Annotated in this window: 24 protein-coding genes and 1 tRNA gene; 14 read left to right on the top strand and 11 right to left on the bottom strand. The window is 72.2% G+C overall.

Annotation, left to right across the window (positions count from 1 at the left end; translation table 11 throughout):
- Positions 1-98 precede the first annotated feature (98 nt).
- The 4 genes from ABT112_RS20700 to ABT112_RS20685 all read left to right on the top strand — a co-directional run bounded on the left by ABT112_RS20700 (position 99) and on the right by ABT112_RS20685 (position 4,354).
- Complete coding sequence (locus tag ABT112_RS20700; protein WP_351511600.1) at positions 99-503, top strand: hypothetical protein; 405 nt, start codon at positions 99-101, stop codon at positions 501-503.
- A 108-nt stretch (positions 504-611) separates the two neighbouring features.
- Positions 612-1,202: a carbonic anhydrase gene (locus tag ABT112_RS20695; RefSeq protein ID WP_351511598.1), complete on the top strand. Its 591-nt coding sequence runs from the start codon at positions 612-614 to the stop codon at positions 1,200-1,202.
- 140 nt (positions 1,203-1,342) lie between these two features.
- Entirely contained in the window at positions 1,343-2,974 is a 1,632-nt protein-coding gene (locus ABT112_RS20690) for a SulP family inorganic anion transporter (RefSeq protein WP_502975403.1), read from the top strand.
- A 297-nt stretch (positions 2,975-3,271) separates the two neighbouring features.
- On the top strand, positions 3,272-4,354 hold the full coding sequence (locus ABT112_RS20685) for a hypothetical protein (protein WP_351511596.1): 1,083 nt from the start codon (positions 3,272-3,274) through the stop codon (positions 4,352-4,354).
- Between the two features lie 48 nt (positions 4,355-4,402).
- Here the strand turns inward: ABT112_RS20685 and ABT112_RS20680 are convergent, their stop codons facing one another.
- The gene (locus ABT112_RS20680; protein ID WP_351511594.1) at positions 4,403-5,743 is read right to left on the bottom strand and encodes a DUF445 domain-containing protein; all 1,341 of its coding nucleotides are present in this window, start codon (positions 5,741-5,743) and stop codon (positions 4,403-4,405) included.
- Positions 5,744-6,001: 258 nt separating this feature from the next.
- On the opposite strand from ABT112_RS20680, the gene ABT112_RS20675 reads away from it, so the two are divergent.
- Positions 6,002-7,327, top strand: coding sequence for an SGNH/GDSL hydrolase family protein (locus ABT112_RS20675; RefSeq protein WP_351511592.1), 1,326 nt, complete (start codon positions 6,002-6,004; stop codon positions 7,325-7,327).
- A gap of 373 nt (positions 7,328-7,700) precedes the next feature.
- On the opposite strand, the gene ABT112_RS20670 is transcribed toward ABT112_RS20675, so the two are convergent.
- Genes ABT112_RS20670 through ABT112_RS20660 form a run of 3 tightly spaced genes read right to left on the bottom strand, consistent with a single transcriptional unit; the run spans position 7,701 to position 10,365 of the window.
- Positions 7,701-8,672 (bottom strand): ABC transporter ATP-binding protein, encoded by a 972-nt coding sequence (locus ABT112_RS20670; RefSeq protein ID WP_351511715.1) that lies wholly within the window; start codon positions 8,670-8,672, stop codon positions 7,701-7,703.
- Between the two features lie 15 nt (positions 8,673-8,687).
- A complete protein-coding gene (locus ABT112_RS20665) occupies positions 8,688-9,572 on the bottom strand; it encodes an ABC transporter permease (protein ID WP_502975401.1) in 885 nt (294 codons plus the stop codon).
- Positions 9,565-10,365 (bottom strand): ABC transporter permease, encoded by an 801-nt coding sequence (locus ABT112_RS20660; RefSeq protein ID WP_351511590.1) that lies wholly within the window; start codon positions 10,363-10,365, stop codon positions 9,565-9,567. The genes ABT112_RS20665 and ABT112_RS20660 overlap by 8 nt, the downstream gene beginning before the upstream one ends.
- A 303-nt stretch (positions 10,366-10,668) precedes the next feature.
- Between ABT112_RS20660 and ABT112_RS20655 the strand changes: the two genes are divergently transcribed.
- Positions 10,669-12,924 carry a transglycosylase domain-containing protein gene (locus ABT112_RS20655; protein WP_351511588.1) on the top strand — a complete coding sequence of 752 codons (2,256 nt, stop codon included), beginning with the start codon at positions 10,669-10,671 and terminating at the stop codon, positions 12,922-12,924.
- A gap of 94 nt (positions 12,925-13,018) precedes the next feature.
- Here the strand turns inward: ABT112_RS20655 and ABT112_RS20650 are convergent, their stop codons facing one another.
- The gene (locus ABT112_RS20650) at positions 13,019-13,321 is read right to left on the bottom strand and encodes a GroES family chaperonin (protein ID WP_247492542.1); all 303 of its coding nucleotides are present in this window, start codon (positions 13,319-13,321) and stop codon (positions 13,019-13,021) included.
- Between the two features lie 304 nt (positions 13,322-13,625).
- Positions 13,626-13,946 carry a DUF3618 domain-containing protein gene (locus ABT112_RS20645; protein ID WP_351511586.1) on the bottom strand — a complete coding sequence of 107 codons (321 nt, stop codon included), beginning with the start codon at positions 13,944-13,946 and terminating at the stop codon, positions 13,626-13,628.
- A 130-nt stretch (positions 13,947-14,076) separates the two neighbouring features.
- Between ABT112_RS20645 and bcp the strand changes: the two genes are divergently transcribed.
- The 4 genes from bcp (at position 14,077) to ABT112_RS20625 (ending at position 17,555) form a co-directional block, all read left to right on the top strand.
- Positions 14,077-14,544, top strand: coding sequence for a thioredoxin-dependent thiol peroxidase (gene bcp / locus ABT112_RS20640; protein WP_351511584.1), 468 nt, complete (start codon positions 14,077-14,079; stop codon positions 14,542-14,544).
- 236 nt (positions 14,545-14,780) lie between these two features.
- On the top strand, positions 14,781-16,310 hold the full coding sequence (proP, locus tag ABT112_RS20635) for a glycine betaine/L-proline transporter ProP (protein ID WP_351511582.1): 1,530 nt from the start codon (positions 14,781-14,783) through the stop codon (positions 16,308-16,310).
- A gap of 134 nt (positions 16,311-16,444) precedes the next feature.
- On the top strand, positions 16,445-17,461 hold the full coding sequence (locus tag ABT112_RS20630; protein ID WP_351511580.1) for an HNH endonuclease signature motif containing protein: 1,017 nt from the start codon (positions 16,445-16,447) through the stop codon (positions 17,459-17,461).
- A gap of 12 nt (positions 17,462-17,473) precedes the next feature.
- A tRNA-Leu gene (locus ABT112_RS20625) sits at positions 17,474-17,555 on the top strand.
- Positions 17,556-17,605: 50 nt separating this feature from the next.
- Here the strand turns inward: ABT112_RS20625 and rdgB are convergent.
- The 4 genes from rdgB to ABT112_RS20605 all read right to left on the bottom strand — a co-directional run bounded on the left by rdgB (position 17,606) and on the right by ABT112_RS20605 (position 20,396).
- Complete coding sequence (rdgB, locus tag ABT112_RS20620; RefSeq protein WP_351511578.1) at positions 17,606-18,208, bottom strand: RdgB/HAM1 family non-canonical purine NTP pyrophosphatase; 603 nt, start codon at positions 18,206-18,208, stop codon at positions 17,606-17,608.
- Positions 18,209-18,453: 245 nt separating this feature from the next.
- On the bottom strand, positions 18,454-18,843 hold the full coding sequence (locus ABT112_RS20615; protein WP_351511577.1) for a hypothetical protein: 390 nt from the start codon (positions 18,841-18,843) through the stop codon (positions 18,454-18,456).
- A gap of 226 nt (positions 18,844-19,069) precedes the next feature.
- Positions 19,070-19,801, bottom strand: coding sequence for a ribonuclease PH (gene rph / locus ABT112_RS20610; protein WP_351511575.1), 732 nt, complete (start codon positions 19,799-19,801; stop codon positions 19,070-19,072).
- Positions 19,802-20,090: 289 nt separating this feature from the next.
- On the bottom strand, positions 20,091-20,396 hold the full coding sequence (locus ABT112_RS20605; RefSeq protein ID WP_351511711.1) for a PTS sugar transporter subunit IIB: 306 nt from the start codon (positions 20,394-20,396) through the stop codon (positions 20,091-20,093).
- Between the two features lie 137 nt (positions 20,397-20,533).
- Between ABT112_RS20605 and ABT112_RS20600 the strand changes: the two genes are divergently transcribed.
- The 3 genes from ABT112_RS20600 (at position 20,534) to ABT112_RS20590 (ending at position 24,734) form a co-directional block, all read left to right on the top strand.
- Positions 20,534-21,805: a PTS transporter subunit EIIC gene (locus tag ABT112_RS20600; protein ID WP_351511573.1), complete on the top strand. Its 1,272-nt coding sequence runs from the start codon at positions 20,534-20,536 to the stop codon at positions 21,803-21,805.
- A gap of 464 nt (positions 21,806-22,269) precedes the next feature.
- The gene (locus ABT112_RS20595) at positions 22,270-23,520 is read left to right on the top strand and encodes a PTS transporter subunit EIIC (protein WP_351511571.1); all 1,251 of its coding nucleotides are present in this window, start codon (positions 22,270-22,272) and stop codon (positions 23,518-23,520) included.
- Between the two features lie 434 nt (positions 23,521-23,954).
- Positions 23,955-24,734, top strand: a complete 780-nt coding sequence (locus ABT112_RS20590; protein ID WP_351511569.1) for a hypothetical protein — start codon at positions 23,955-23,957, stop codon at positions 24,732-24,734.
- Between the two features lie 96 nt (positions 24,735-24,830).
- Here ABT112_RS20590 and ABT112_RS20585 read toward each other — a convergent pair whose 3' ends face one another.
- Positions 24,831-25,583, bottom strand: a complete 753-nt coding sequence (locus ABT112_RS20585; protein ID WP_351511567.1) for an MBL fold metallo-hydrolase — start codon at positions 25,581-25,583, stop codon at positions 24,831-24,833.
- 253 nt (positions 25,584-25,836) lie between these two features.
- Between ABT112_RS20585 and ABT112_RS20580 the strand changes: the two genes are divergently transcribed.
- Positions 25,837-26,388 (top strand): type II toxin-antitoxin system PemK/MazF family toxin, encoded by a 552-nt coding sequence (locus ABT112_RS20580; protein WP_351511565.1) that lies wholly within the window; start codon positions 25,837-25,839, stop codon positions 26,386-26,388.
- Positions 26,389-26,773: the final 385 nt, after the last annotated feature.

Below are 26,773 nucleotides of genomic sequence, written 5' to 3'. Positions count from 1 at the left end.
GTCTTAACGAATTGCTGACTTTCAGGCAGTTGAAGTGTCACAGTGATCGGCAAGACTCAAGTCCCGCACTGTCGTGGACACATAGGAGGGGAGGGTGCATGACAACGCGTCGCGGCGTACTGCCTGATGTCGTCACGGCCCTCACCGCCTTCCTGTTCGCGGGGGTGCTCTGCTTCCTGGTCACCATGTCCTCGGCCCTGCCCGAGCCGATGAGCCGGGTGAGCAGCAGCGCCGGAGCGGCCGACCCGTCGTCCGACCCGTGCTGGGACCATCCCGAGACGCCCTACGGGCACTTGCCGCAGCACCGCGGCAGCCGCTCGTACGGGCCGCCCACGGCCCATCCGCCGCCGCAGGACCGCCGGGCCGCCACGGCCTTCGCGCAGTTCAGCGGCTCGGACTTCGCGCTCTCGCACCGCCGGGCCACCGCCCATGCGCCTCCGCACGGCCCGCCCGGCCTCCGCCCCGCAGCACGGCCCGCCGTTCTGCAGGTGTTCCGCCTGTGACCGTTCCCGTCGGCTCCCGCACGGCATTCGCCACGCACATCAGATGCGATCCGACCAGGACGACTCACACCGCGCGACCTTGACCGGGCGCGCTGGAGGAACACCCCTATGCAGAAGTACATCGACAGCGTCCGCGCCTTCCGGCAGCGAGCCACCGCGAGCCCCGACGAGCTCGGGCCGCTCGCGAACGGCCAGTCCCCCGACGCCCTGTTCATCACCTGCTCCGACTCCCGCGTGATCCCTTCGCTGATCACCGGCTCCCGCCCCGGCGAGCTCTTCGAGCTCCGCACGGCAGGCAACATCGTTCCGGAGCACCTCCCCGGCAAGCCCTCCAGTGAGGCAGCCACCATCGAGTACGCCGTCCAGGTGCTCGGCGTCTCCGACATCGTCGTCTGCGGTCACTCCCACTGCGGTGCGGTGGGCGCGATGGTGCGCGGCGACGATCTGTCCGCCGTTCCCGCCGTCCGCGACTGGCTGGACACCACGCCCCCGCCGGCGTGCAAGGCCCCCGACGCGCCCGACCTGGCCGACGCCGTCCAGGACCACGTGCTGCGCCAGCTCGGGCGCCTGCGCGAGTACCCGTTCGTGGCCCGCGGGCTGGCGGACGGCAAGCTGACCCTGCACGGCTGGTTCTACGAGGTCCACACCGGCACCGTGTTCGCGCACCGCGCGCACGACGACTCCTTCCTCCCGCTGTGAGCGGCGACGCCCGCGAGCGCGGGACACACAGCAGCGAGACACACAGCAGCGGGACACACGGCAGCGAGACGCACAGCAACGGGGCCCACAGCGGCGAGGCAGCCGGCAAGGACCGGGCCACCGGTGGCGGGTCGGGGGGACTGCTCTCGCGGGCTCCCTGGCGGCGCGGGGAGCGTCCCGACCCGAGGACGCTGCGGGCCGACCTCATCTCGTCCGTCGTCGTCTTCCTGGTCGCCCTGCCGCTGTGCGTGGGCATCGCCGTGGCCTCCGGGGTTCCGGCGGAACTCGGCCTGGTGACCGGCATCGTCGGCGGCATCGTCACCGGCTTCCTGCCGGGCAGCAGCCTCCAGGTCAGCGGCCCCGCGGCCGGACTGACCGTCCTCATCCTCGAAGCCGTCAACGAGTACGGCGTCGGGGCGCTGGGTGTGTTCGTCCTGATCGCCGGAGTGCTCCAGCTGGCCATGGGCGCGCTGAAGCTCGGCCGCTGGTTCCGGGCCATCTCGATCTCCGTCGTGGAGGGGATGCTCGCCGGTATCGGACTGGTGCTGATCGCCGGTCAGCTCTACGCCCTGGCCGACGCCAAGGCGCCCGGCTCCGGCCCGGCCAACCTGGCGGGCCTGCCCGGTCTGGTGATGCGGACGGCCGGTTCGCCGGAGGCGCTGACCGCGTTGGGGCTGGGCGCGGGCACGGTCGCGGCGATGGCGCTCTGGAAGCACCTGCCGCAGAAGGTGCGGGTCGTGCCGGCGCCGCTCGCCGCGGTGGCCCTGGCCACGGCCCTGGTCGCGGTGTTCCAGCTGCCGGTCAAGCGGGTCGAGGTCAAGGGGCTGCTGGGCAGCATCCAGCCGCCGTCCCTCGACGACGTGAGCGGACTGCTGAGCGTCGGGGCGATCGGCACCGTGCTGGCCATCACGCTGATCGCGTCGGCGGAGAGCCTGTTCAGCGCGGCGGCCGTGGACCGGCTGCACAACGGCCCCGGCACCGACTACGACAAGGAGCTGATGGCGCAGGGCGCGGGCAACACCATCTGCGGCGCCCTCGGCGCGCTGCCGATGACCGCCGTGATCGTGCGCAGCGCGGCCAACGTCCAGGCGGGGGCGCGCACCAAGGCGTCCCGGGTGCTGCACGGGGTGTGGCTGCTGCTGTTCGCGGCTCTGTTCCCCGCGGCGCTCGGCCTGATCCCGGTGGCCTCGCTCGCCGGCATCCTCGTCTTCTCGGGGTGGAAGCTCATCCCGGTGCAGCAGTTGGCGCCGCTGTGGCGGGAGCACCGCGGTGAGGCGCTGGTCCTCATCGCGACGGCCGTCGCGATCGTCGTCACCAACATGTTCGAGGGCGTGATCATCGGGCTGCTGCTCGCCGTGGCGAAGACGGCCTGGGAGACCTCCCATGTGCACGTCCGGGTCGAGGACCGGGGCGCGGCGCCGGAGCACCGGCGCGAGGTCGCGGGCTCGGTTCTGGAGAGCGCGAAGGCCGGGCGCGAGGGCGCGTCCGGGCAAGAGGCGCCGGCGGACGGCGGACGGCCGGCGACGGACGGCGGGACGCCGGTGACGGACGGCCCGCCGCTGCGGGTGGTCATCTCGGGCAACGCGACGTTCCTGCGGCTGCCGCGGATCCTGGACACCCTGGAGGCGCTGCCGACGGACCGTCCGATCGAGCTCGACCTGCTGGACCTGCGGCACCTGGACCACGCGTGCCACACGGCGCTGCTCAACTGGACGGAGCGGCACAACAACCAGGAGGGCGACGCCCGGGTGCTGATGCCCACGGCCGCCTGACCGGAGGCGTGATCCGGACGGGCCGAACGGTCCGGGCCGGAGAACGTGGTCCGGGCGGACGGCGTTGCTCCAGCGGACCGCGCCGTCGCTGACCGGACCGTGTGACCAGGCCCGTCCGACGGGGTGTCGACCACCCCGTCGGACGGGCCTTCGCGTACGCGGCGGCAGGGCGTCCCGCGGCCGACGGGCCGTCCGGGCGGCCCGCGCTGTCCGGACGGCACCCGCTGTCCGAGCGCCGCCCGAAGGGCAGTTCGAGAAACTGGGAACCATCCGGTCCGCCGGTCCGTCGTGACGATCATGATCGATCCCACCGGCCTCACCGTCCCCCAACTCGCCGACGCCTGGCAGAGCGTCCACACGTCGTCCCCCGCGGAGGAGGCGGGCCCCCTCGTCCTCGACTGCGCCCGCCGTCTCGCCGCCGATCCGGGCGGGGAGCAGGCCCGGGTGTGGGTGGCCGGACTGGTGACGCTGACGGGGTATCTCGCCTGGCGTCCCGGGCGGTTGGCCGAGCAGGCGGCCCTCGATGCCCTGCACGCCGCGGTGAAGGCGCTGGACGGGCAGCCCTGTTCGCACGACAGCCACCCCTTCGAGGCCGAGATGGACGCGCTGGAGGACGAGATCTGGCTCGGTGACACCGGGCTGCTGACCGACGAGCGCGCTGCCGAGGAAGGGGACACCGACCCGGAGCGGGTGCTGTGCCCGGGGAACGTCGCGGGGTGGGCCCGTCTCGCCGCGGACGTGATCGCCCCGTTCTCCGTCCGGCGCGTGCCCGTGGGGGCTCCGAAGTACCACGAGAGCCGCCGGAAGACCCTCTCCGGGATCGTCAACGACTACCCCTACTGCGATCCGTACGAGGAACTGACCAGCGAGGCCGACAGCCTGCCCGGCCGGCCGACCCGCGGTGCGCTGGCCGGCTTCCTGGTGACCATGAACGCCACCTGCTGGTACGCGACCTCGGAGCGGGTCACGGAACGCTCGGTGCTCGAAGCGATGATCAAGGGAATCGAAGAGGCCGTACCGCTGCTGGACGGCCGTCCCTGCACGCACGCCCCGGGGGAGCACCCCGACACCGGCGATGTCGACGAGATGAACAGCGTCGGCTACCAGCTCCGCAGCCCCGGCGGCCGGGCCGAGATCGCCGAGTACTACGGGTGGGACGAGGAGGACGAGGCGGAGCACGAGGACGTCGCCCTGGACGCCTGGGTGTGCCCCGTCTTCCTGGAGGGCCTGGCCGAGGACACGCTCATCGAGCTGAGGAGCGGGCTGAGGGCGTTCGGGACGGCGGACGGCGACGGTCCGGAGGCGGACATCCCGGAGACGGGCGCTCCGGAGGCGGGCGCTCCGGAGGCGGGCGCTCCGGAGGCGGGCGACGCACCGTAGGGCTACGCGCCGTTGGGCCGAGGCCCGCCGCGCCCCGGGCCCGGCGGCTCAGGCCCCCAGGGCCCGGGAGACGGAGTAGATGACCAGTCCGGCCAGCGCGCCGACGACCGTGCCGTTGATCCGGATGAACTGCAGGTCGCGCCCGATATGGGCCTCGATCTTGCGAGAGGTCTGCTCCGCGTCCCAGGCCGCAACCGTGTCCGTAATGAGCAGGGTGATCTCGTTCCGGTAGGTCGTCACCACATGGACCGCGGCGTCCTCCAGCCAGCCGTCGACCTTCCCCCGCAGCCGCTCGTCCGACGCCATGCGCGTGCCCAGCGAGATGAGGCCCGTCCTGGTCCGCAGGCGCAGTTCGCTGTCCTCGTCCTCGGCCGCCGCCACCATCATGGCGCGCACCGAACCCCAGGTGGAGGCGATGAGTTCCTGCACCTCGGCGCGGTTCACGATGTCCCGCTTCAGCCGCTCCACCCGCTCCCGGGTGTCCGGGTCCCGCTGGAGGTCCAGGGCGAAGTCGGTGAGGAAGCGGTCCACGGCGCCGCGCGCGGGGTGGTCGGGCTCGTCGCGCATCTCGCTCGCGAACCGCAGCAGTTCCTTGTAGACGCGCTCCCCGACCCGCCTGTCGACGAACCGCGGCGTCCAGCCCGGGGCCCCGCCGGTGACCGCGTCCATCACCGAGTCGCCGTGCCGCACCAGCCAGTCGTGGGCGCGGACGCAGACCAGGTCCACGACCCGGCGGTGCCCGTCGTCGGCGAGGAGCCGCTCCAGCATCCGGCCCAGCCCGGGCGCCACCTCCTGAGCCTCGGCGCGCCGGGTGACGGCCTCCCCGACGACCGCCTGGACGTCGGAGTCCCGCAGCACCGTCAGTGCGCCGCGCAGCGCCGTGGACAGCTCCCCGGTCACCCGGGCGGCGTTGGCGGGCTCGGCCAGCCAGGCGCCGAGGCGGCTGCCGATGCCCACGGCCCGCAGCCGCTGCCGCACCACGTCGGAGGAGAGAAAGTTCTCACCGACGAAATCGCCCAGGGTCTGCCCCAACGTGTCCTTTTTCGTGGGGATGATGGCGGTGTGCGGGATGGGCAGGCCCAGCGGGTGGCGGAACAGCGCCGTCACCGCGAACCAGTCGGCCAGCGCGCCCACCATGCCCGCCTCGGCCGCGGCGGCGACATAGCCGGCCCATGACCCGGCGCCCGCGGCACGGCCCCAGGCGGCGAGCCCGTAGACCACGGCGACGAGCAGCAGCAGGCCCGTGGCGAAGGTCTTCATCCGCCGGACACCTCGCTGCCGCTCCGCGTCCGCGGCGCTGTAGAGAAAGGCGCCGCGGGCCGCCGTCACCCGTCCGGCTCCATCGGCTCCGACTTCTTGATCGGCGCCGTTCGACTTCGTACGATCCATGCGCTCCACCCGTCCGCACCGTCCCCCCGTGCATTGTTCCCATGTGACGTAGTTAATGGCCGTACCGAGGGAACGAACCAGCGGTTCCCGGCGTCTCTGAGGACGGGACAAGGAACCCGGCCCCCGGCCGAGGAGGAGTCCCGACCATGGGATCATGATGGGTCCGTAGGACCGCGCCACCGCAGTCGCCGCCAACCGGACATCCACACCCCCGCCAAACGGAGCCTCGGGCTCCCTGTCCGAGGAGACACACCGCGCATGGCCATGCGCCACGCTCGCTTTTCACGCAAGCACCTTGGCTTGCTCGCCGCGTTCGCGGCAGTGGTGATCATCATTTCCACCGCGATCTACATCGGGGTCGGTGGCCGGGACAACAGCCTGGGCACGACCGCGACCAAGCCCCGGGGCGGCGCCGCACAGGCCTCCGCCGGCACCTGGGTCGGGACCTGGGCCACATCACCCGCCGCAGCGGAGCCGAACACTCCGGACGGGTACGCGGGCATGTCCATCCGTAACGTGATTCACACCAGCGTCGGCGGCAACGGCGCCCGCATCCAGCTGTCCAACCTCTTCGGCAAGCGGCCGCTGACCATCAGCCACGCCACGCTCGCCGTGGCCGCCGCGCCGAACAACCCGACCGCGGCGCAGGGCACCATGCGCCGGCTGACCTTCGCCGGCAACTCCTACGTGACGATCCCCACCGGGCAGTCGATCGTCAGCGACCCGACCCGGCTGGAGATCCCGCAGGCCGCGGACCTGCTGGTGACCACATACTCGCCGAGCCCCTCCGGGCCGGTCACCTACCACCCGCACGCCCGCCAGATCTCCTACCTGGCGCGCGGCGACCGCGCCGAGGACCCGGCCGGCACGACCTACACCGAGCAGACCCCGTCCTGGCGCTACCTCACCGGCGTGGACGTCCTCACCAACGAGGCGCGCGGCGCGGTCGTCACCCTCGGCGACTCCATCACCGACGGCATCACCTCGACCGCCGGCGGCAACCGCCGCTGGCCGGACTACCTGGCCGAGCGGCTGCGCACCGAGCCCGGGGCGCCCCGCTACGGCGTGCTCAACCAGGGCATCAGCGGCAACCGGGTGCTGACCGACGGCACGAAGTTCCCGCCGGACAACCCCAGCGCGCTGAGCCGGGTCGAGCGCGATGTGCTCGGCGGGACGGGCGTGAAGGCGGTCGTGGTCGAACTCGGCGTCAACGACATCCTGCGCAATCCGGCCCGAGCGGACGCAAAGGAAATCACCGACGGACTGCGCAAGCTGGTGCAGCAGGCGCACTCCCGCGGACTGCGGGTGGTCGGCGGCACGCTGATGCCGTTCGGCGGCCACCGCGGCTTCACCCCACGGCTCAACGACGTGCGGGAGCAGGTCAACGCGGAGATCCGCGCGGGCCGGGTGTTCGACGAGGTCGTCGACTTCGACCTGGCGCTCCGCGACCCGGCGGCCCCGATGCGGCTGATGCCCCGCTTCGACTCCGGCGACCATCTGCACCCGAGCGATGAGGGCTTCCGGCAGATGGCGCGGGCCCTGAACCTGGAGCACCTGAAGGGCTCGGCCCCGGCCTCGCTCTGACCGTCCCGCTCCGGACCCTCACCGGCCCCCGGCCCCCGGCTCGATGCGAGCCGGGGGTCGCTGCGTGTCCCGCCCCGGTCGGGGTCGCTGTGTGTCCCGCCTCGGTCAGGGCCGCTGCGTGCCCCGCCCACGGCGGGGTGCGCGGGCGGGTCAGTCTGCGGCGGGGAGCGCGGGCAGGTGAGGTGTGCGCCGGGCTGCGTGGGCGTGTCAGGCCAGCGCAGGGATACGCGGGCGGGTCAGGCCCGCGTCGGGATGCGGGGAGGGCGGGTCAGGCCTGTGCCCGGACGCGCGGGCGGACGCCCGGGGTGCCCGCTTTCGCCGCCGCGGCCGCCGGCCTGCGCCCGAACGCTCGGGCGGCCCCGCCCGCCGCGGCTCACACCGCCGACCGGTCCGCGTACATCGTGGCGATGACGTCCTCGATCGCCGGTTCCCGCACCGACAGGTCCACCAGCGGGTACTGCGCGGCCACCGCCGCCACCACCGGCGCCGCGCTGCTGGCGGCGGGGAACGCCAGCCACTGCCGCGGGCCGTCCACCTTCACCGTGCGGGTCCCCGGGATGCCGTCGATCGGCGGCAGTTCGCGCTCCAGGTCGACCACGAGCATCCGCTCGCTCTCCCCCACCGCGTGCAGCCCGTCCAGCCCGCCGTCGTACATCAGCCGGCCGTGGTCGATGACCATCACCCGCTCGCACAGCTGCTCGATATCGGTGAGGTCGTGGGTGGTGAGCAGCACCGTGGTGCCGCGCTCCGCGTTGAGGTCCCGCAGAAAGCCCCGCACCTTCGCCTTGCTGACCACATCGAGCCCGATCGTCGGCTCGTCGAGATACAGCACATCGGGATCGTGCAGCAGGGCCGCGGCGATGTCGCCCCGCATCCGCTGTCCGAGCGACAGCTGACGGACCGGCACCTCCAGCAGCGGCGCCAGATCCAGGAGTTCGACACAGCGGTCCAGATTCTCCCGGTAGCGCGCGTCGGGGATCCGGTACATCCGGCGCACCAGGGCGTACGAGTCCCGCAGCGGCAGGTCCCACCACAGCGTCGTCCGCTGCCCGAACACCACCCCGATCCGCCGCGCCAGCCGGGTGCGCTCCTTCGCCGGGTCGATGCCCGCCACCCGCAGCCGGCCGCCGCTCGGCACCAGGATCCCCGTCAGCATCTTGATCGTCGTCGACTTGCCCGCGCCGTTGGGGCCGATGTAGCCGACCATCTCGCCGCGCGCCACCCCGAAGGACAGCCCGTCGACCGCCCGCACCTCGTGCCGCTCCCGGCGCAGGAACCCGGCCTTCCGCCGTACCTCGAAGACCTTCTCGACCCCGTCCAGATCGATGAAGCGCGCCTCGTCCACCGTCACCACCAGCCCTCAGCTCCCCGTACTCCGGTACGACCGCAACCCCACGCGCCACGCAGCCCCCGCCAGCGCGCAGCAGACCACCGCCACCACGGGCGACCCGAACGCCGCGGCGTCCGGCAGGCCGAGCGGATCCTCGCGGCCCAGCACGTACAGCGCGGGCAGCCAGTTGACGAAGGCCAGCGGCACCACGAACGTCACGCCGCGCAGCAGATCCTTGGAGAACAGCGTCGGCGGATACTGCAGCAGCGTGTTCCCGCCGTAGGTGAAGGAGTTCTGCACCTCCGCCGCGTCCTGCGCCCAGAACTGGAACGCCGCGCCCAGCACGAACACCGACGCGAAGATCGCCGCCCCGCTCAGCAGCATCAGCGGCACCAGCAGGAGCCGCAGCGGCGTCCAGTCGATGTCCAGCCGGGTCAGCGCCCAGCCCAGCACCAGCAGCCCCTGGCTGATCCGGCCCAGCCGGCGCAGCGCGAACCGGTCCGCCGCCACCTGCGCCAGCACCGGCGCCGGCCGGACCAGCAGCGTGTCCAGCGTGCCGTCGCGCACCCGCCGGCCCAGCCGGTCCATGCTGCCCATCGCCAGATCGGCCAGCCCGAACGCCACCCCCGAGGTGCCGTAGAGGAAGGCCACCTCCGGCAGCGTGAAGCCGCCCAACACCGTGATGTGCGAGAACATCAGCAGGATCGCCGCGAAGTCCAGGGCCGTGGCCGCGAAGTTGCCGAACGCCGTCATCAGGAACGACGCCCGGTACGTCATCGTCGACCGCATCCACATCGCCACGATCAGCCCGTACGCCCGCAGCCCCGCCACCAGCGGCCGGTCCGCGGGCCACGCCTCGGACGCGGCCGCACCGGACGTCCCGCGGTCCGCCGCCGCCCCGGGAATCTCAGCCACCCTGCACCACCACCTTCCGGGTGGCGACCGACTGCAGCGCCCGCCCCGCACCCAGCAGCGCCACCGCCCAGGCCACCTGGAACAGCAGCGCCCCGACCAGATCCCGGCCCACGACCCGGCCGAGGAACACATCCGACGGCACCTGGAGCAGCGCCGAGAACGGCAGCACCCGCGCCAACTCCCCCAGCCAGCCCGGGAACAGCGGCAACGGCAGCAGCATCCCCGAGAAGAACACCGTCACCAGATTGGCCATCTGGCTCACCCCGTTGCCGTCCAGCAGCCAGAACGCCGTCAGCACCACCAGATAGCGGATCGCGAAACTCACCACCACGCCCAGCGCCACCGACAGCAGGAACAGCGCCCACACCACCGGGCGCGCCGGCAGCACCAGCTCGAACGCCAGCCACCCGAGCACCATCGGCAGGATCCCCCGGCCCAGCAGGTGGAACGCCGCCCGCCCCAGATCCGCCGCCAGCCACCACAGTTGGAGGTCCGCGGGCCGGTACAGGTCGATCGCCACGTCCCCGGTGCGGATCCGCTCCACCAGCTCGTCCGAGAATCCGCCGCCCATCATCGCCGAGGTCATCAGCAACGCCTGGCCCAGCCACACGAAGGTCAGCGCCTCCGGCAGGTCGTAACCGCCCAGCCCCGGCCGCTCGTCCCACAGGGCGATGTAGGTGTACGCCATGATGAAACCGAAGACGGTGTTGGTGAACACCCCCGCCGCCGTCGCCACCCGGTACGTCGCGAAGCGCCGGAAGCCGCTCACCGCCACGGCCACGTACAACCGCATGCCCCGCCCCCCATGGCCGTCCGCCCGTCCGCACCAAAGTGCAGGAGCCTAGCCCAACCGGCGGACGCGCTGCCATCGATTAGTCACTCGTTGGAGTGGCGGGTCAGAGCCATTCGGCCTGTCACGGAGCGGTATCGGGAGCGCGGCACCCGAAAGGTACGGGGCAGGTGATGGAACAGTTCCCCATGTGGGTACCCGCCTGCGAGAGCCCGCCCGCAGCGGGACCCAGGGGAGTACGAGCGACCACCGACACGACACCCCGCCGCGGCAACCCCCGGCGGTGGCCGAGGAGTCCCTAAGTACATGAGTCACGATCCGGAGCGGCGATACGGCCGGGGAAGCACCTCTCCGGGCCGGCCGGCCCAGGACGCCCGGCCGCCGAGGCCGCGGCGCACCGGACTGCGCCGGCTCCTCCCCACCTGGCGGACGGTCCTCGGCGGGCTGCTGCTGATCCTGCTCCTCCTCACCGGCGGCTTCGTCGCCGGCTACCTGCTCGTCGAGATCCCGCCGGCCAACTCCGCCGCCGTGAAGCAGAGCAACGTCTACCTCTACGCCGACGGCTCCCCGCTCGCCCGGGACGGCGAGGTCAACCGGGAGAACGTGCCCCTCAGCCAGGTCCCCCGCACCGTGCAGCACGCCGTGCTCTCCGCCGAGGACCGGGACTTCTACTCCGAGTCCGCCGTCGACCCCCAGGCCATGCTCCGCGCCGCCTGGAACACCGTCACCGGCAAGGGCAAGCAGTCCGGCTCCACCATCACCCAGCAGTACGTCAAGAACTACTACCTGGCGCAGGAACAGACCGTCACCCGCAAGGTGAAGGAGTTCTTCATCGCGATCAAGCTCGACCGCGAGGAGAGCAAGGACGACATCCTCACCGGCTACCTCAACACCAGCTACTTCGGCCGCAACGCCTACGGCATCCAGGCCGCCGCCCAGGCCTACTACGGCACCGACTCCGACAAGCTGACCACCGGCGAGGGCGCCTACCTCGCCGCGCTGCTCAACGCCCCCAGCGCCTACGACGTCGTCGCGCACCCCGAGAACCGGGGCCACGCCGTCGCCCGCTGGAACTACGTCCTCGACGGCATGGTCGACAAGGGCTGGCTCGGCCCGGCCGAACGCGCCGGCATGGCCTTCCCCACCCCCGGCCGCAGCAAGGCCCCCGCCGGGCTCTCCGGCCAGCGGGGCTACCTCGTCGAAGCGGTCAACGCCGACCTCGCCGAGCAGCGGATCCTCGACGCGGACACCCTCCAGGGCGGCGGCTACCGGATCACCACCACCCTGCAGAAGCCGAAGCAGCAGGCCCTCGTCGGCGCCGTGCGGGACCAGCTGATGAACCGGCTCAGCGAGACCCGCCCGGTCGACCGGTACGTCCGGGCCGGCGGCGCCTCCATCGACCCGGCCACCGGGCGGATCGTCGCCCTGTACGGCGGCATCGACTACACCAAGCAGTACGTCAACAACGCCACCCGCCGCGACTACCAGGTCGGCTCCACCTTCAAGCCGTTCGTCTTCACCTCCGCCGTCCAGCACGGCTCCACCACGCGGGACGGGCAGCGGATCACCCCGAACACCGTCTACGACGGCACCAACAAGCGCATGGTGGAGGGGGCCGACGGCGCGACCGGCTACGCCCCCGCCAACGAGGACGACAAGGACTACGGGGAGATCAGCGTCACCGACGCCACCGACAACTCCGTCAACGCGGTCTACGCGCAGATGGGCGAGGACGTCGGCCCGGACCGGGTCAAGCGGACCGCGATCGCCCTCGGCGTACCGGAATCCGCCCCCGGGCTCCGCGGCGCACGCCAGTCCGTCTCCCTCGGCGTGGTCAACGCCAGCGTCCTCGACATGACCAAGGCCTACGCCACGCTCTCCGACCACGGCCGGCACGGCACCTACAGCCTGGTCTCCAAGGTCACCAAGGGCGGCCAGGACCTCACCCTGCCGGACCCGGGCGCTGTCCGGCAGGCCGTGCCGCGCGAAGCCGCCGACACCACCACCTCGATCCTCCGGAGCGTGGTGGAGAGCGGCACCGGCACCGCCGCGCGGTCGGCCGGACGCGAGGCCGCGGGCAAGACCGGCACCGCGGAGGAGGACAAGGCCGCCTGGTTCGCGGGCTACACCCCCGACCTCGCCACCGTCATCGCCGTCATGGGCCAGGACCCCGACACCGGCGAGCAGAAGCCGCTCTACGGGGCCACCGGGCTGCCCCGGATCAACGGCGGCGGCTACCCGGCGAAGATCTGGGGCCAGTACACGGCCGCGGCTCTCGCCGGCAGCCCCGCGAAGTCCTTCGACCTGGATCTGGAGAGCGGCGCCGAGCCGTCCGGCAGCCCGTCCGTCAGCCCCTCCGGGGAGCCCTCGGAGTCCGGCGAGCCCTCCACGTCACCCAGCGTGCCGGGCACCCCGCCGACGTCCGTCCCGCCGACCTCACCGCCCCCGCCGGCCACCATCACCCCCACCGCACCCACCGAGGCGCCGAGCCCCACGGCCACCGCACCGGGGGACGGAACGGACATCATCTTCCCCGACGGGGAGCCCTGGGACCGGCCGTAGGGTGCCGGGGCGTCGGCTGAGCGGAAGGGGAGAGCCCCCGGAGACGGACGGTCACCGGGAGCTCGACGAGCAGGTCAGGAGCTCGGGCAGCGGATCAGAGGTACAGGCCCGTGGAGTCCTCGGAGCCCTCCAGGCGCTCGGCGGCCACCGCGTGCAGGTCCCGCTCCCGCATCAGCACGTACGCCACCCCGCGCACCTCGACCTCGGCGCGGTCCTCCGGGTCGTACAGCACCCGGTCCCCCGGCTCCACGGTCCGGACGTTCTGCCCGACGGCGACCACCTCGGCCCAGGCCAGCCGACGGCCGACCGCCGCCGTCGCGGGAATGACGATGCCGCCGGTCGAACGGCGCTCGCCCTCCGCGGTGTCGGTCCGGACCAGCACACGGTCGTGCAGCATCCGGATGGGCAGCTTGTCGTGGGTAGGGTTCGCACTCACGTCATGACCGTACCTGGCCGTGCGGCACCCCAGGGCTAGGGGGCGGAGATCCGCCCGTGGGCGCCCCACCGGTGCCCGGCGGCGCCTGCGCCGGAACCGCCCTCCGCGCCGCGGCTGGGGCGACCGGGCGGGCGGGGGCCTCAGCCCTGGTGATGAGTCCGGGAAATCGGGCCCGGTGATGAGCTCTGGTGATCAGCCCGGGTAGCCGGCTCGGGTAACCGGGGAGCCGGCCCAGGGCATCAGCCCCGTCGGTCAACCCCGCCGGTCAGCCCCGGCGGCGCCGCGTGGAGACGGCCAGCAGGCCCACCACGGCCACCGCGACCATCGCCACCGGCACGATCCGCTCCAGCCGCGGCGCGCCGTCCTCCGAGACCAGCCGGCCGCGGGCGTCCGTCAGCGTCCGGTTCACGACCACGTACGCCCGGCCCGCCGTGCGGTCCACCGTCGCCGCCGCCCGCGCCTTGACGTCACCCATGATCGTCTTGGGGTGCACCCGCACCGCGATCTCGTCGAGCGTCACCGCGAGCGCCTGGCGCCTCAGGGCGATGTCCGCCTCGATCTGCGCCGGGGTCCTGGCATCCGACACCGCGCTGCCTCCATCGTCTCGGGCCGATCCTGCGTGGACAGTCTGTCAGCTCCACCAGGGACGTGCCCCATGGCACCCCCATATCCGCGACTAATCTCTCCGGCAGCAACCGCATCACCTGAGGAGTGTCATGAGCGAGCGACTGCAGCCGGGCGACACCGCCCCCGCCTTCACCCTGCCCGACGCGGACGGCAACGAGGTCTCGCTCGCCGGCCACGCCGGCCGCAAGGTCATCGTCTACTTCTACCCCGCCGCCCTCACCCCGGGCTGCACCAAGCAGGCCTGCGACTTCACCGACAACCTCGAGCTGCTGGCCGGGGCGGGCTACGACGTCATCGGCGTCTCGCCGGACAAGCCCGAGAAGCTCGCGAAGTTCCGCGAGAAGGAGGACCTCCGGGTCACCCTGGTCGGCGACCCGGAGAAGAAGGTCCTGGAGGCCTACGGCGCCTTCGGCGAGAAGAAGCTCTACGGCAAGACCGTCACCGGGGTGATCCGGTCCACCGTCATCGTCGACGAGCAGGGCAGGGTCGAGCGCGCCCTGTACAACGTCCGGGCCACCGGGCACGTCGCCAAGCTCATCAAGGACCTGGAGATCTGAGGACGGGATCCGGAACGGCGACGGCCGGCGGCCCCGGCGGCACGCCCGCCCCGGGCCAGCCCGGCGGCCTCTCCCGGGCCCGCCGGCCGCCCGTCACGGACCCAACCCCTCCGTTTCTCCGTCACGACGGCGGACAAACCATGATCAAAGTCCCACTCCGGTGGGACTTTGGTTTAGACCGCGATCTCGTGCGCAGACGTCCCCACTGCACCCACCACGCAGTGAGAGGACCACCCATGGCTGTCGGCGCCGAAGCCGGACTGGACCCGGAGGCACAGAAGCGCCACCCGAACCTCTTCCGTGCCCTCAAGCGCAGACGCAATCCCAAGCTGCGCCGGAGTGACATCACCGTCACCGACGAGCGGGTCGTCAAGCGCGCCGTGAAGGCCGCCGCGCTGGGCAATGCCATGGAGTGGTTCGACTTCGGGATCTACAGCTATCTCGCCGTCACCATCGGCAAGGTCTTCTTCCCGGGCGGCAGCGAGACCACCCAGCTGCTCTCGTCCTTCGCGACGTTCGCCGTCGCCTTCCTCGTCCGGCCCATCGGCGGCACCTTCTTCGGCACCCTCGGGGACCGCCTCGGCCGCAAGAAGATCCTGGCCACGACGATGATGCTGATGGCGGCCGGCACCTTCTGCATCGGCCTGATCCCCAGCTATCAGAGCATCGGGCTCTGGGCCCCGGTGCTGCTCATCTTCTTCCGGCTGGTCCAGGGCTTCTCGACCGGCGGCGAGTACGGCGGCGCGTCCACCTTCATCGCCGAATACGCCCCCGACAAGAAGCGCGGGTACTACGGCAGCTTCCTGGAGTTCGGCACCCTGGCCGGCTACGTCGGCGCCGCCGGACTGGTGGCCGTCCTCAACGCCTGGCTCGGCAGCGCCGCCATGGAGGAGTGGGGCTGGCGGCTGGCCTACCTGGTGGCGGGCCCGCTCGGCATCGTCGGCCTCTACCTGCGGCTGAAGCTCGACGAGACCCCGGCCTTCCAGAAGCTGGAGGCCCAGAAGACCCAGGTGCAGGCGGAGAACGGCGCCGAGGGCCGGGCCAAGGAGGAGGAGTTCGCCCACCTCTCCGAGAACGCCCCGCAGAAGACCCTCGGCCGGATCTTCTCCGAGCAGTGGCGGGCACTGATCCTGTGCATAGCGCTGGTCGGCGCGTACAACATCACCCACTACATGCTGCTGTCGTACATGCCGACCTACCTGACCGACGAGCTGCACTACGACGACACCCACGGGCTGCTCATCCTGCTCGGCACGATGGTCGCGCTGATGCTGATCATCACCCGGGTGGGCCCCCTCAGCGACCGCTACGGCCGGAAGCCGCTGCTGATGACCGGCATGACCGGCTTCCTGGTGCTGTCCGCCCCGGCCTTCCTGCTGGTGAAGCAGGGCAGCCTGCCCGCGGTGATCACGGGCATGGGGATGCTCGGCCTCTCCCTGGTGTGCCTGCTGGGCACGATGTCCGCCGCGCTCCCGGCGCTCTTCCCGACGGACGTCCGCTACGGCTCGCTCTCCATCGGCTACAACATCTCCACCTCGGTCTTCGGCGGCACCACGCCGCTGGTGATCACGGCGCTGATCGGCGCGACCGGCACCGACATGATCCCCGCGTACTACACGATCGGCGCCGCCCTGGTCGGCCTCGTCGCGGTGGCCTGCATGAAGGAGACGGCCCGGCAGCCGCTGGCGGGCTCGCCGCCGGCGGTGGCCACCAAGGAGGAGGCCGCCGAACTGGTCCAGGCCCAGACCCCGGACCCGAAGTTCTGAACCCCGCCCCGCCGCACGCACCTGCGCCCCGTCCGGAGCCGGACGGGGCGCAGGTGTGTGCGTAACCGTGGAGGCATTCGCTCGTTGATGCGTTCGAGGCCACGACATGTGGTCGAAGCAGCGCGAGGGGGGCCATGCGAGCCGAGGAGTACGCGCGGGAGCCGCTGGCCGCGGCGGTGGCCGCTTCGTCGAGCTGGGCCGGTGTGCTGCGCGCCCTGGGGCTGGAGAGCAGCGGCGGGCGGCGGCGGTCCGTCCAGCGCGCGGTGCGCGAGCTCGGCCTCGACACCGGCCACTTCACCCGGCAGCACCTGCGGTACTCCGACGAGGCCATCGCCGCGGCCGTGGCCTCGTCGTCGACGCTGCGCGAGGTCGCGGTCGCGCTGGGGGCCACTCCGGCGCCCGGGACGCTGTCCCACCTCCGCCGCCGGATCCGCACCGCGGGCCTCGTCACCGATCACCTCCCCGGCCTCAACAGGCCCTGCGGAGAGCTCCCGTTCACCGCGGAGGAGCTGGCGACGGCCGCCGCGAGCGCGGACAGCGTGCGCGGGGTGGCGCGCGCCCTCGGCGTCCCGGACGACGGCCGAACACGCGCCGCACTGCGCCGCATGCTGACCAGGTCGGGGACCGACACCTCGCACTTCCGCCATGCCCGGCACGCCCTCCCGGACGACGCACTGCGCCGGGCCGTGACCGGCGCGACGAGCTACGCCGGTGTCGTACGGGCCCTCGGCCTCCCGGTGAACGACGCGAGCCACCGCCGGGTACAGCGCCGAGCGGCCCAACTCGGGCTCGACACCTCGCACTTCACCCGGCGCTCCCGCCGGATACCCCGCCCGGCGGCGCCCCCGCGCCGTATCGCGGGCGAGGTACTGCGCATACGCCCGGAGGGCTCGCCCCGGGTGGGCCGGGAGCGGCTGCACCGCGCTCTCGCCGAGACCGGCGTCCACTACACCTGCGCGACCTGCGGCAACCCGGGCGAGTGGCGGGGCCGGCCGGTCACCCTGCAGATCGACCACATCGACGGCGACTGGCTCGACAACCGGGCGGAGAACCTCCGTTACCTCTGCCCGAACTGCCACGCGATCACCGATACGTGGTGCCGCTCACGGCGAAGCCGCTCCAGCCGCTCCGCGCCCAGGCCCAGTGAGTAAGATTCCGAGTACGCGCGAGTGCCGGAACTGGTAGACGGGACGGCTTTAGGTGCCGGGGTCTTCGGACGTGGGGGTTCGACTCCCCCCTCGCGCACGGACGGCCGTGGCCCCGGACGGGCCACGGCCGCTGTCGTCTCCGCCGGGTCAGCCCAGCAGTTCGCGCACCACCGGTGCCAGGGCGCGGAAGGCCTTGCCCCGGTGGCTGATCGCGTTCTTCTCCTCGGGGGTCATCTCCGCGCAGGTCCGTGTCTCGCCCTCCGGCTGGAGGATCGGGTCGTAGCCGAAGCCGCCGGTGCCCGACGGGGCGTGGCGGAGGGTGCCGTGCAGGCGGCCCTCGACCACCCGCTCGGTGCCGTCCGGCAGCGCCAGGGCCGCCGCGCAGGCGAAGTGGGCGGCGCGGTGGGCGTCGACGATGTCGGAGAGCTGGGCCAGGAGCAGTTCGAGGTTGGCCCGGTCGTCGCCGTGCCGGCCCGACCAGCGGGCGGAGAGGATGCCGGGCGCGCCGCCGAGCACGTCCACGCAGAGGCCGGAGTCGTCGGCGATGGCCGGGTGGCCGGTGGCGCGGGCGAGGGCGTGGGCCTTCAGCAGGGCGTTCTCGGCGAAGGTGACACCGGTCTCCTTGACGTCCGGGATCTCGGGGTAGGCGTCGGCGCCGACGAGTTCGACGGCGAGGCCCGCCCCGGCCAGGATGGCGCGGAGTTCGGTGACCTTGTTGGCGTTGCGGGTGGCGAGGATCAGACGCTGCATGGGCCCATTGTGGCGCCTCGGCCGCGGTCGGGTGAGCGGGTGGGCCGCGGTGCGGGTGCACCGCCCCGGCCGCGGGAGTCCCCGAGTCGCCCTCCGCGCCCCGACGCGGGACGCCGCGGGGCCCTGCGCCGGCCTCCGTGCGGCCCGGGGACCCTCCCGGTCCGCAGTACGTGCAGTCGCCCGGCCGCGTCGGGTACCTCGACCCGGCCCACCTCGGGTACCTCGTCCCGCCCGCGGCAGGCGGGTCAGCCCGGTGAACAGACCTTGGTCAGCTCGGAGGCGGCGTCGGTGACGGGGGTGATGTTCGGCGTCTTGCCCTGTTCGAGGTCGGCGCGGGCATCCTTCACCCCGGCGTTCATGTCGTCGACGGCCTTGCTGATGTCGGCGTTGTCGGTCTTGTCGCCGAGCTTGTCCAGGTTCTTGTCGATCCGGTCGAGGGCCTGCTGTGCCTTGGTGGGGTCCTCGGTGGCGTCGGAGACGGCCTGCTGGAGGTCCTGGACGCTCTCGGAGATGGTGACGGCCGTCTGGGCGCAGCTCATGGCCTTGTCGACGGCGCCGCAGCCCGCGGTGACCGGTATGGCGAGAGCGACGAGGGCGACGGCGCTGAGGGCGGTGTTGCGGTGGCGCAGGGCCATGGAGTGGTTCCTCCCGTGAGGGTTCGGACGGTCGCACGGGAGAGTCCGTGCGCTCGTACAGTAAAGAACGCTCAAAGTCCCGCGGCGGTTGCCGCTGCAGCGTGGTGTTCGCCACTCAGAGCTGTCCCGCCGTGGGCCTGTCGTTCGGTTCGGGCCGGGCCCGCGGCGCCCGGCGGCACCGCTCCCGGATTCCGCCCGGTCCCGGACGACAGGCCCTCGCCGGTCGCTACAGGGTGGCGGCGAGTGCCGCGCGCTGGGCCCGGTCGAGGTCGCCGCAGCCGGCGACGGCGAGGTCGAGGAGGCCGTCGAGTTCGGTGCGGGCGAAGGGGACGCCTTCGGCGGTGCCCTGGACCTCGACGAAGCGGCCGTCGCCGGTGCAGACGACGTTCATGTCGGTCTCGGCGCGGACGTCCTCCTCGTAGCAGAGGTCGAGGAGGGGGGTGCCGTCGACGATGCCGACGCTGACGGCGGAGACGGTGCCGGTGAGCGGCTTGCGGCCGGCCTTGATCAGCTTCTTGGACTGGGCCCAGGTGACGGCGTCGGCGAGGGCGACGTAGGCGCCGGTGATGGCGGCGGTGCGGGTGCCGCCGTCGGCCTGGAGGACGTCGCAGTCGAGGACGATGGTGTTCTCGCCGAGGGCCTTGCAGTCGATGACGGCGCGGAGCGAGCGTCCGATGAGCCGGGAGATCTCGTGGGTGCGGCCGCCGATCTTGCCTCGTACGGATTCACGGTCGCCGCGGGTGTTGGTGGAGCGGGGCAGCATGGAGTACTCGGCGGTGACCCAGCCCTCGCCGCTGCCCTTGCGCCAGCGGGGGACGCCTTCGGTGACGCTGGCGGTGCAGAAGACCTTGGTGTCGCCGAAGGCGATGAGGACCGAGCCCTCGGCGTGCTTGCTCCATCCGCGCTCGATGGTGACGGGGCGCAGCTGGTCGGGGGTCCGACCGTCGATACGAGACATGCGTCGACCCTATCGGCTGTGCCGGGGGGCTTTTCCGGCCACGGCCGGGGCCGGGCGGGCGGGGGTGTTCACGCGCTGCTCGTGACGGCTGAGGGGCTGGTTCCCGGCTGCCGGCCGGCTTGTTCCTGACGGCTGACGGGCCTGTTCCGGGAGTGCCGCGGGCCTGCGGAGCAGCGGCTCCGCAGGCCCGTGGCAGCAGATCAGTGGCGCATCGTCCGGCCTTCCCGGGGCCCGCGCGGCGTCAGGGGCGCGCGTCGGGCCGCCGGTGGCCGGTGCCGGCGTCAGTGGCTCACATCATGTCTTCGATGTCGGCGGCGATGGGGTCGGCGTCGGTGCCGATGACGACCTGGATGGCGTTGCCCATCTTGACGACGCCGTGGGCGCCCGCGGCCTTGAGCGCGGCCTCGTCGACGAGGGAGGAGTCCTCGACCTCGGTGCGGAGGCGGGTGATGCAGCCCTCGACCTCGACGATGTTCTCGATTCCGCCGAGCCCGGCGACGATCTTCTCAGCCTTGGTGGCCATGTCCCACTCCTGCGTGCTTCGGGGCTTCGGCGGGGTCGCCGAGTTCCAAACCGTAACGCACGTTTGGCCCACCTTCGCGGGCAAGTGTCCGTGATCGGGCGGATGATGTCGATCACGGAGCCCGCTTGCACGGGTGCGGCACAAGCGTGCTGCGACTGGTCTACACCAGTATGCCGTGTCCGCCAAGCCGGCCGTCACCGGGAGGTCCGATGAGCTCCGAAGCCACCGCGGCCGCGCAGCTGCCACCGGGGAGGAACTGGACGTCGGGCCTCTTCCAGGGGCTGCAGAAGATGGGGCGCTGTCTGCAACTGCCCATCGCCGTACTGCCGGCCGCGGGCCTGCTGGTCAGCCTGGGCAATCTCTCCGCCGCATACCTGCACGGAACGTTCTGGGACAAGACGTCCAAGGTGCTGCTCGCGGGCGGCACGGCCATTCTCGACGTCGGGCTGGGACTGCCGCTGCTGTTCGCCATCGGGGTGGCGATCGGCTTCGCGAAGAAGGCGGACGGGTCCACGGCACTGGCGGCGGTGGCGGGCTTCCTCGTCTATCACAGCGTGCTGGCGGTGTACCCGGTGGCGGGTTCGGTCACCGACAAGACGCCGGACGGGGTGCCGCAGAATCCCGGCGTGCTCGGCGGCATCCTCATCGGGCTGCTGACGGCGGTCGTCTGGCAGCGCTACCACCGCACCAAGCTGGTGGACTGGCTGGGCTTCTTCAACGGCCGCCGGCTGGTGCCGATCATCATGGCGTTCCTCTGCGCCGTGCTGGGGGTGGCCTTCGGGCTGCTGTGGGAACCGGTGGGCGACGCCCTGAACTGGTTCGGGAAGCAGCTCATCGGCATGGGCGCGCTGGGCGCGGGCCTCTTCGGGGTGGCGAACCGGCTGCTGATCCCGATCGGGATGCACCAGTTCCTGAACACCTTCTTCTGGTTCCAGGCCGGTGAGTTCACCGGTCCGGACGGGGAGGCGGTACAGGGGGACCTGACACGGTTCCTCGCCGGGGACCCGGCGGCGGGCCAGTTCATGTCCGGCTTCTTCCCGATCATGATGTTCGGCCTGCCCGCCGCCGCGCTCGCCATCGCCCAGTGCGCCCGCCCGGAACGCCGCAAGGCCGTGACGGGCATGATGATCTCGGTGGCACTGACCTCGTTCGTGACGGGTGTGACGGAGCCGCTGGAGTTCTCGTTCCTCTTCGCCGCGCCACTGCTGTACGGCGTCCACGCCCTGCTCACCGGCCTGTCGTTGGCGGTCACCTGGGCGCTGGGCGTGCACGCGGGCTTCAGCTTCTCCGCGGGCGTGATCGACTACATCGTCTACTGGCACCTGGACACCAAACCCTGGCTGATCATTCCGATCGGGCTGGCGTTCGCCGTCATCTACTACGTGGTCTTCCGGTTCGCGATCACGGTGTTCGACATCCGCACCCCGGGCCGGGAGCCGGAGGAGCTGGAGGAGGAGTCCGAGCGCGAGACCACCCGGTAGCCGGAGCGGGGGCCGCCCACAGTCGGGTTGAAGGCTGCCCGCAGTCCGGCTGGGGGCCGGTCGACGCAGTCCGGCTGGGGACCGCCCGGCGGTCCGGGTGCGGGGCCGCCGACCCGCAGCCGCAGCCGCAGCCGCAGCCGCAGCCCAGGTACGGGATCACCCGGCGGTCCGGGGGGCGGGTCACGCCGGCGTCCGAGCCCGGTGGCCGGACCCGCGCCGCCCCTCCCCCGCCCCGAATCCGCGATGTCCCCTCATCCGGGAGACATCACCCGCCCCTTCCCCGGGAAGACTGCTTCCGGCCGTCGCCCTCGCTCCCCACCCTCGGGGCGTTTTGCCGGGTGTGTGAGGGTGTGATGGAGAGCGTGGGAATCGCGGGTTCCTTATCCCGCCTTCACCGTGTTAGAAACGTGGTCTAAACCTCTGGTGGTGTAGACCACGCTCACGCGCTCCCGAAGGAACCCCCCATGAGTACGACGACCGCCGACACGGCGCCCGCGAAGAAGCGCGGCTCCGGTCTGCTGCAGGGCCTGCAGAAGGTGGGCCGCAGTCTTCAGCTGCCCATCGCCGTCCTCCCGGCCGCCGGCATCCTCCTCCGCCTCGGCAACGACGACGTGTTCGGCAAGGACGGTCTCGGCTGGGACAAGGTGGCCGCCGTCTTCCAGACGGCGGGCGACGCGGTCTTCAAGAACCTGGCGCTGCTGTTCTGCGTGGGCGTGGCCATCGGTTTCGCGAAGAAGGCGGACGGCTCCACCGCCCTCGCCGCCCTCGTGGGCTTCCTGGTCTACAAGAACGTGCTGACCGCGTTCCCGGTGACCGAGGCGCAGATCAAGGCGGGCGAGGACGTCGCCGCGACGTACAACGACCCGGGAGTGCTCGGCGGCATCATCATGGGGCTGCTGGCCGCGGTGCTCTGGCAGCGCTACTACCGCAAGCGGCTCGTGGACTGGCTGGGCTTCTTCAACGGCCGTCGGCTGGTGCCGATCATCATGGCCTTCGTCGGCACCGCGGTGGGCGTGCTGTTCGGCCTGATATGGGGCCCGATCGGTGAGGTCATCCACGGCTTCGGAGAGTGGATGACCGGCCTGGGCTCCGCGGGCGCGGGGGTCTTCGGCCTGATCAACCGGGCCCTGATCCCGGTCGGCATGCACCAGTTCGTCAACACGGTCGCCTGGCAGGAGCTCGGCAGCTTCACGGACGGCCAGGGCGACATCTGGCACGGCGACCTGAACCGGTTCTTCCACGGTGACCCCACGGCCGGTCAGTTCATGTCGGGCTTCTTCCCGATCATGATGTTCGCGCTGCCCGCCGCGGCGCTCGCCATCGCCCACTGCGCCCGCCCCGAGCGGCGCAAGGCCGTGACCGGCATGATGATGTCGCTCGCGCTGACCTCGTTCGTCACCGGTATCACCGAGCCGATCGAGTTCGCGTTCATGTTCATCGCCCCGTTGCTGTACGCGATCCACGCGGTGCTGACGGCCCTCTCGATGGCCCTCACCTGGGCGCTGGGTGTGCACCACGGCTTCAGCTTCTCGGCGGGAGCGATCGACTATCTGCTCAACTGGCACCTCGCCAGCAAGCCGTTGCTGATCATTCCGATCGGGCTGGCCTTCGCCGCCCTCTACTACGTGGTCTTCCGGTTCGCGATCCTCCGGTTCGACCTCAGCACTCCGGGCCGGGAGCCGGAGAGCGAGGTCGAGGACATGACGAAGGCCTGATCCGCGCGGCGGGCCACGCCCCGCTCGACGATCCGGCCCTCACGGCACGCCTTCCCGACCGGCCCCGGACCACAACGGTCCGGGGCCGGTCGCGCTCCGGGGCCGGTTCGCGATCCGGGGCCCGCCAGAAGACGCCGAACCCCTCCGGCACCCGGTGCAGCAGCCGGTCCCGGGCAGTGCCCCGGCCCCGCTCCCCGGCCGGGCGGTCCCGCTCCGTCCCGGCCGCCGGGGGCCGCTCGGCGGTGGCGCTCATGCGGTCACTCCAGGGAGACCGTTTCCGGGCCGCGCGCCGAGAATCCGCCGGGCCGCACCGGTGGGCCCGGCGACACAGGCCGCCCGGCGCGGGCCTTCCGGACCCCCCGGCACCGGTTCCCGGACCGGCGGCGAGGAGTAAACCGGTGTATCCGGCGCGCCCCGGTACTAGCGTTTGCCCTGTGGTGACGTTGGCGCAGGGCGGCTGGTTCCAGCGGGAGATCGTCGCCCCCGGGCTGCTCCCGCTCTTCGTCTTCCTCTGCTCCTTCATCGCCGGATTCGGCTTCATACGGTTCAGCGTGCGCATGATCCGGGCGCAGGTGCGGTGGTGGCCGGGGAACGTCCGGCCCGGCGGGCTGCACATCCACCACGTGGTGTTCGGCGTGGTGTTCATGCTGGTGAGCGGGGTCTCGATGATCCTGGTGAACGATCCGTCGGCCACCGTGAAATCGTCCCTCGCCGGCGTCTTCGGGGTCGGTGCCGCGCTGGTCCTGGACGAGTTCGCGCTGATCCTGCACCTGCGGGACGTCTACTGGACGGAGGCGGGACGGACCTCCGTCGACGCGGTGTTCGTGGCCGTGGCCATCTGCGGGCTGGTGCTGCTCGGATTCCGCCCGGTCGGCGTGATCGACTGGGCCGACTACTCGGCCGATCCGACGCCCGGCAGCGCCCTGCTGCTGGTCCTCTTCGTCGCCGCGGAGCTGGGTCTGGCCGTGATCACCCTGCTCAAGGGCAAGGTGTGGACGGGGCTGCTCGGCCTGTTCCTCGTCCCGCTGCTGATCGTCGGGGCCGTCCGGCTGAGCCGCCCGCAGGCGCCCTGGGCCCGCTGGCGGTACCACGACAAGCCCCGCCGGCTGGCCCGGGCCGCCCGCCGGGAGCAGCGCTGGCGCCACCCGGTGGTCAACGCGAAGATCAAGTTCCAGGAGTTCCTGTCCGGCCGGCACGATCTGCCGGACCGGTGAGCGGGGCCTGGGGCGCCGGGCCCGGCGGGCCGTCGGGCCCGGCGGGCCGTCGGGCCCGGCGGCTCCGCGGCCCGTCGGCCCGGTGAGCGGCGGGCCCTACACCTCGTACACGGCGCGCGGGCGGGCCAGTTCGACCGGACCGTCGAAGACCTCGCGGGCGTCCCGCAGATTGATCTCCGGGTCCGTCCACGGCGGAATGTGCGTCAGCAGCATCCGCCCCACCCGGGACCGCTGCGCCTGCTCCCCGGCCTCCCGGCCGTTGAGGTGCAGGTCCGGCACATCCTCCTTGCCATGGGTGAAGGACGCCTCGCACAGGAACAGATCGGCCCCCTCGGCCAGCCCGTCCAGCGCCGCGCAGACCCCGGTGTCGCCGGAGTACGTCAGGGTGCGCCCGCCGTGCTCGATCCGGAACGCGAACGCCTCCACCGGGTGCGCAACCCGGTCGGTGTGCACCGTGAACGGGCCCAGCTCGAAACGGCCCGGCTCCAGGGTGCGGAAGTCGAAGACCTCGCTCATCGACTTCTCCGACGGCACGTCGTCGTACGCCGTGACCAGCCGCTGCTCCGTGCCGTCCGGCCCGTAGACCGGGATCGCCTCGGGGCGGCCGCCGTCGTGCCGGTAGTAGCGGGCGACGAAGTAGCCGCACATGTCGATGCAGTGATCGGCGTGCAGGTGGCTGAGGACCACGGCGTCGAGGTCGTAGAGACCGCAGTGGCGCTGCAGCTCGCCCAGGGCACCATTGCCCATGTCGAGGAGCAGCCGGAAGCCGTCGGCTTCGACGAGGTAGCTCGAGCAGGCCGAGTCCGCGGACGGGAACGACCCCGAGCAGCCGACGACGGTGAGCTTCATGGAGCAGGAACCTCCGAGGCTGAGGTCCCCCATGCCGGGGGTCGAGGAGTCGGTCCGGGGAGCGTGCGGTGGGTCGAGCGTAAGGCGCGAAACGGCTGGTCGCTCCTCCACGGGCCGCCGTTGTGGGGGAACTCACCCAGCACTTCACCAGTACGGGGGGCGGTGCTGCCGCGCGGGTCCGCGGCGCGCCGGGCCACCCTGCCAGAGTACGGTTCTGAGGTTTCGGAATCCTCGACGGACGTGGGGAGTGGTCGTGGACACCTCATGGTGGCCCGTGGTGGGTGCGGTCGTCGTCCTGGCGCTGATCGCGGCGCTGGTGGACGGGCTCGGGCGCAGCGGGCGGGGCGGACACCGCCCCCGGCCACGGCCGTCGTCCCGCCGCCCCTCGCGGCGGCCGCCGCGCTCCTCGTCCCGGCCCTCCTCCGGTACGGCGACGCGCCCGCCGTCGGGCACGCCGGGCCGCCCGCCGAAGCGGGTCGTACCGGGCGGCGGGCCCCGGCCCCGGCCGGGCGAGATCTGGTGGGCGGACGTCCCGTACGAGGACGGGCCCGGCTCCAAGGACCGCCCCTGCCTGGTGCTGGACGTACGGGGGCACACCGTTCTGGTCGCCAAGATCACCAGCAGGTTCCACGACGGGCGCCCCGGGGTGATCCCGCTGCCGGAGGGCACGGTGGGGGACGCGCGGGGCCGCCAGAGCTTCCTGGAGACGGACGAGCTGCGCGAGGTCCGACTGGACGAGTTCCGCCGCTGCGCGGGCAAACTGGACCGGTCGGTGTGGACCCGCGTCCGCCATCTGTCGGGGTGACGCGGGCGGGGGTACGGGTTCGGGGGGTGACGGGGCGCGGCCCCGTCTGCGTCTGCCCCTGCGGGGGGCTGCTCGGGGCGGGCCGGGGTACCTGGAACGTTGCCCTCGCGGGCCGGGACGCGGGTGTCGTGCGGTGACGGGGCCTTGTCCTTCCCCACGTGAGCCAAAGGCGCGGGCGTCGTGGGGTGACGGGGCCCGGAACCCTCCCCACGTGGGCCAAAGGCGCGGGCGTCGTGGGGTGACGGGGACGAGGCCTCCGGGGTGGGGGGTTCTGGAACGTATATTTACGGCAAGACCGGGAAGTTAGGGCTTGTTGTGGCTGGTCAAGCTCTGGTGATCGTGAGGGTGCGGGTCACTGTTGTCTTCCGTCCGGTGCTGCCTGCGG

The organism is Streptomyces sp. NPDC002055 (assembly GCF_040296705.1).
Taxonomy (GTDB): domain Bacteria; phylum Actinomycetota; class Actinomycetes; order Streptomycetales; family Streptomycetaceae; genus Streptomyces.
The sequence above is the reverse complement of the archived record's forward strand: the minus strand, read 5'-3'. Positions and strand labels throughout refer to the sequence as shown.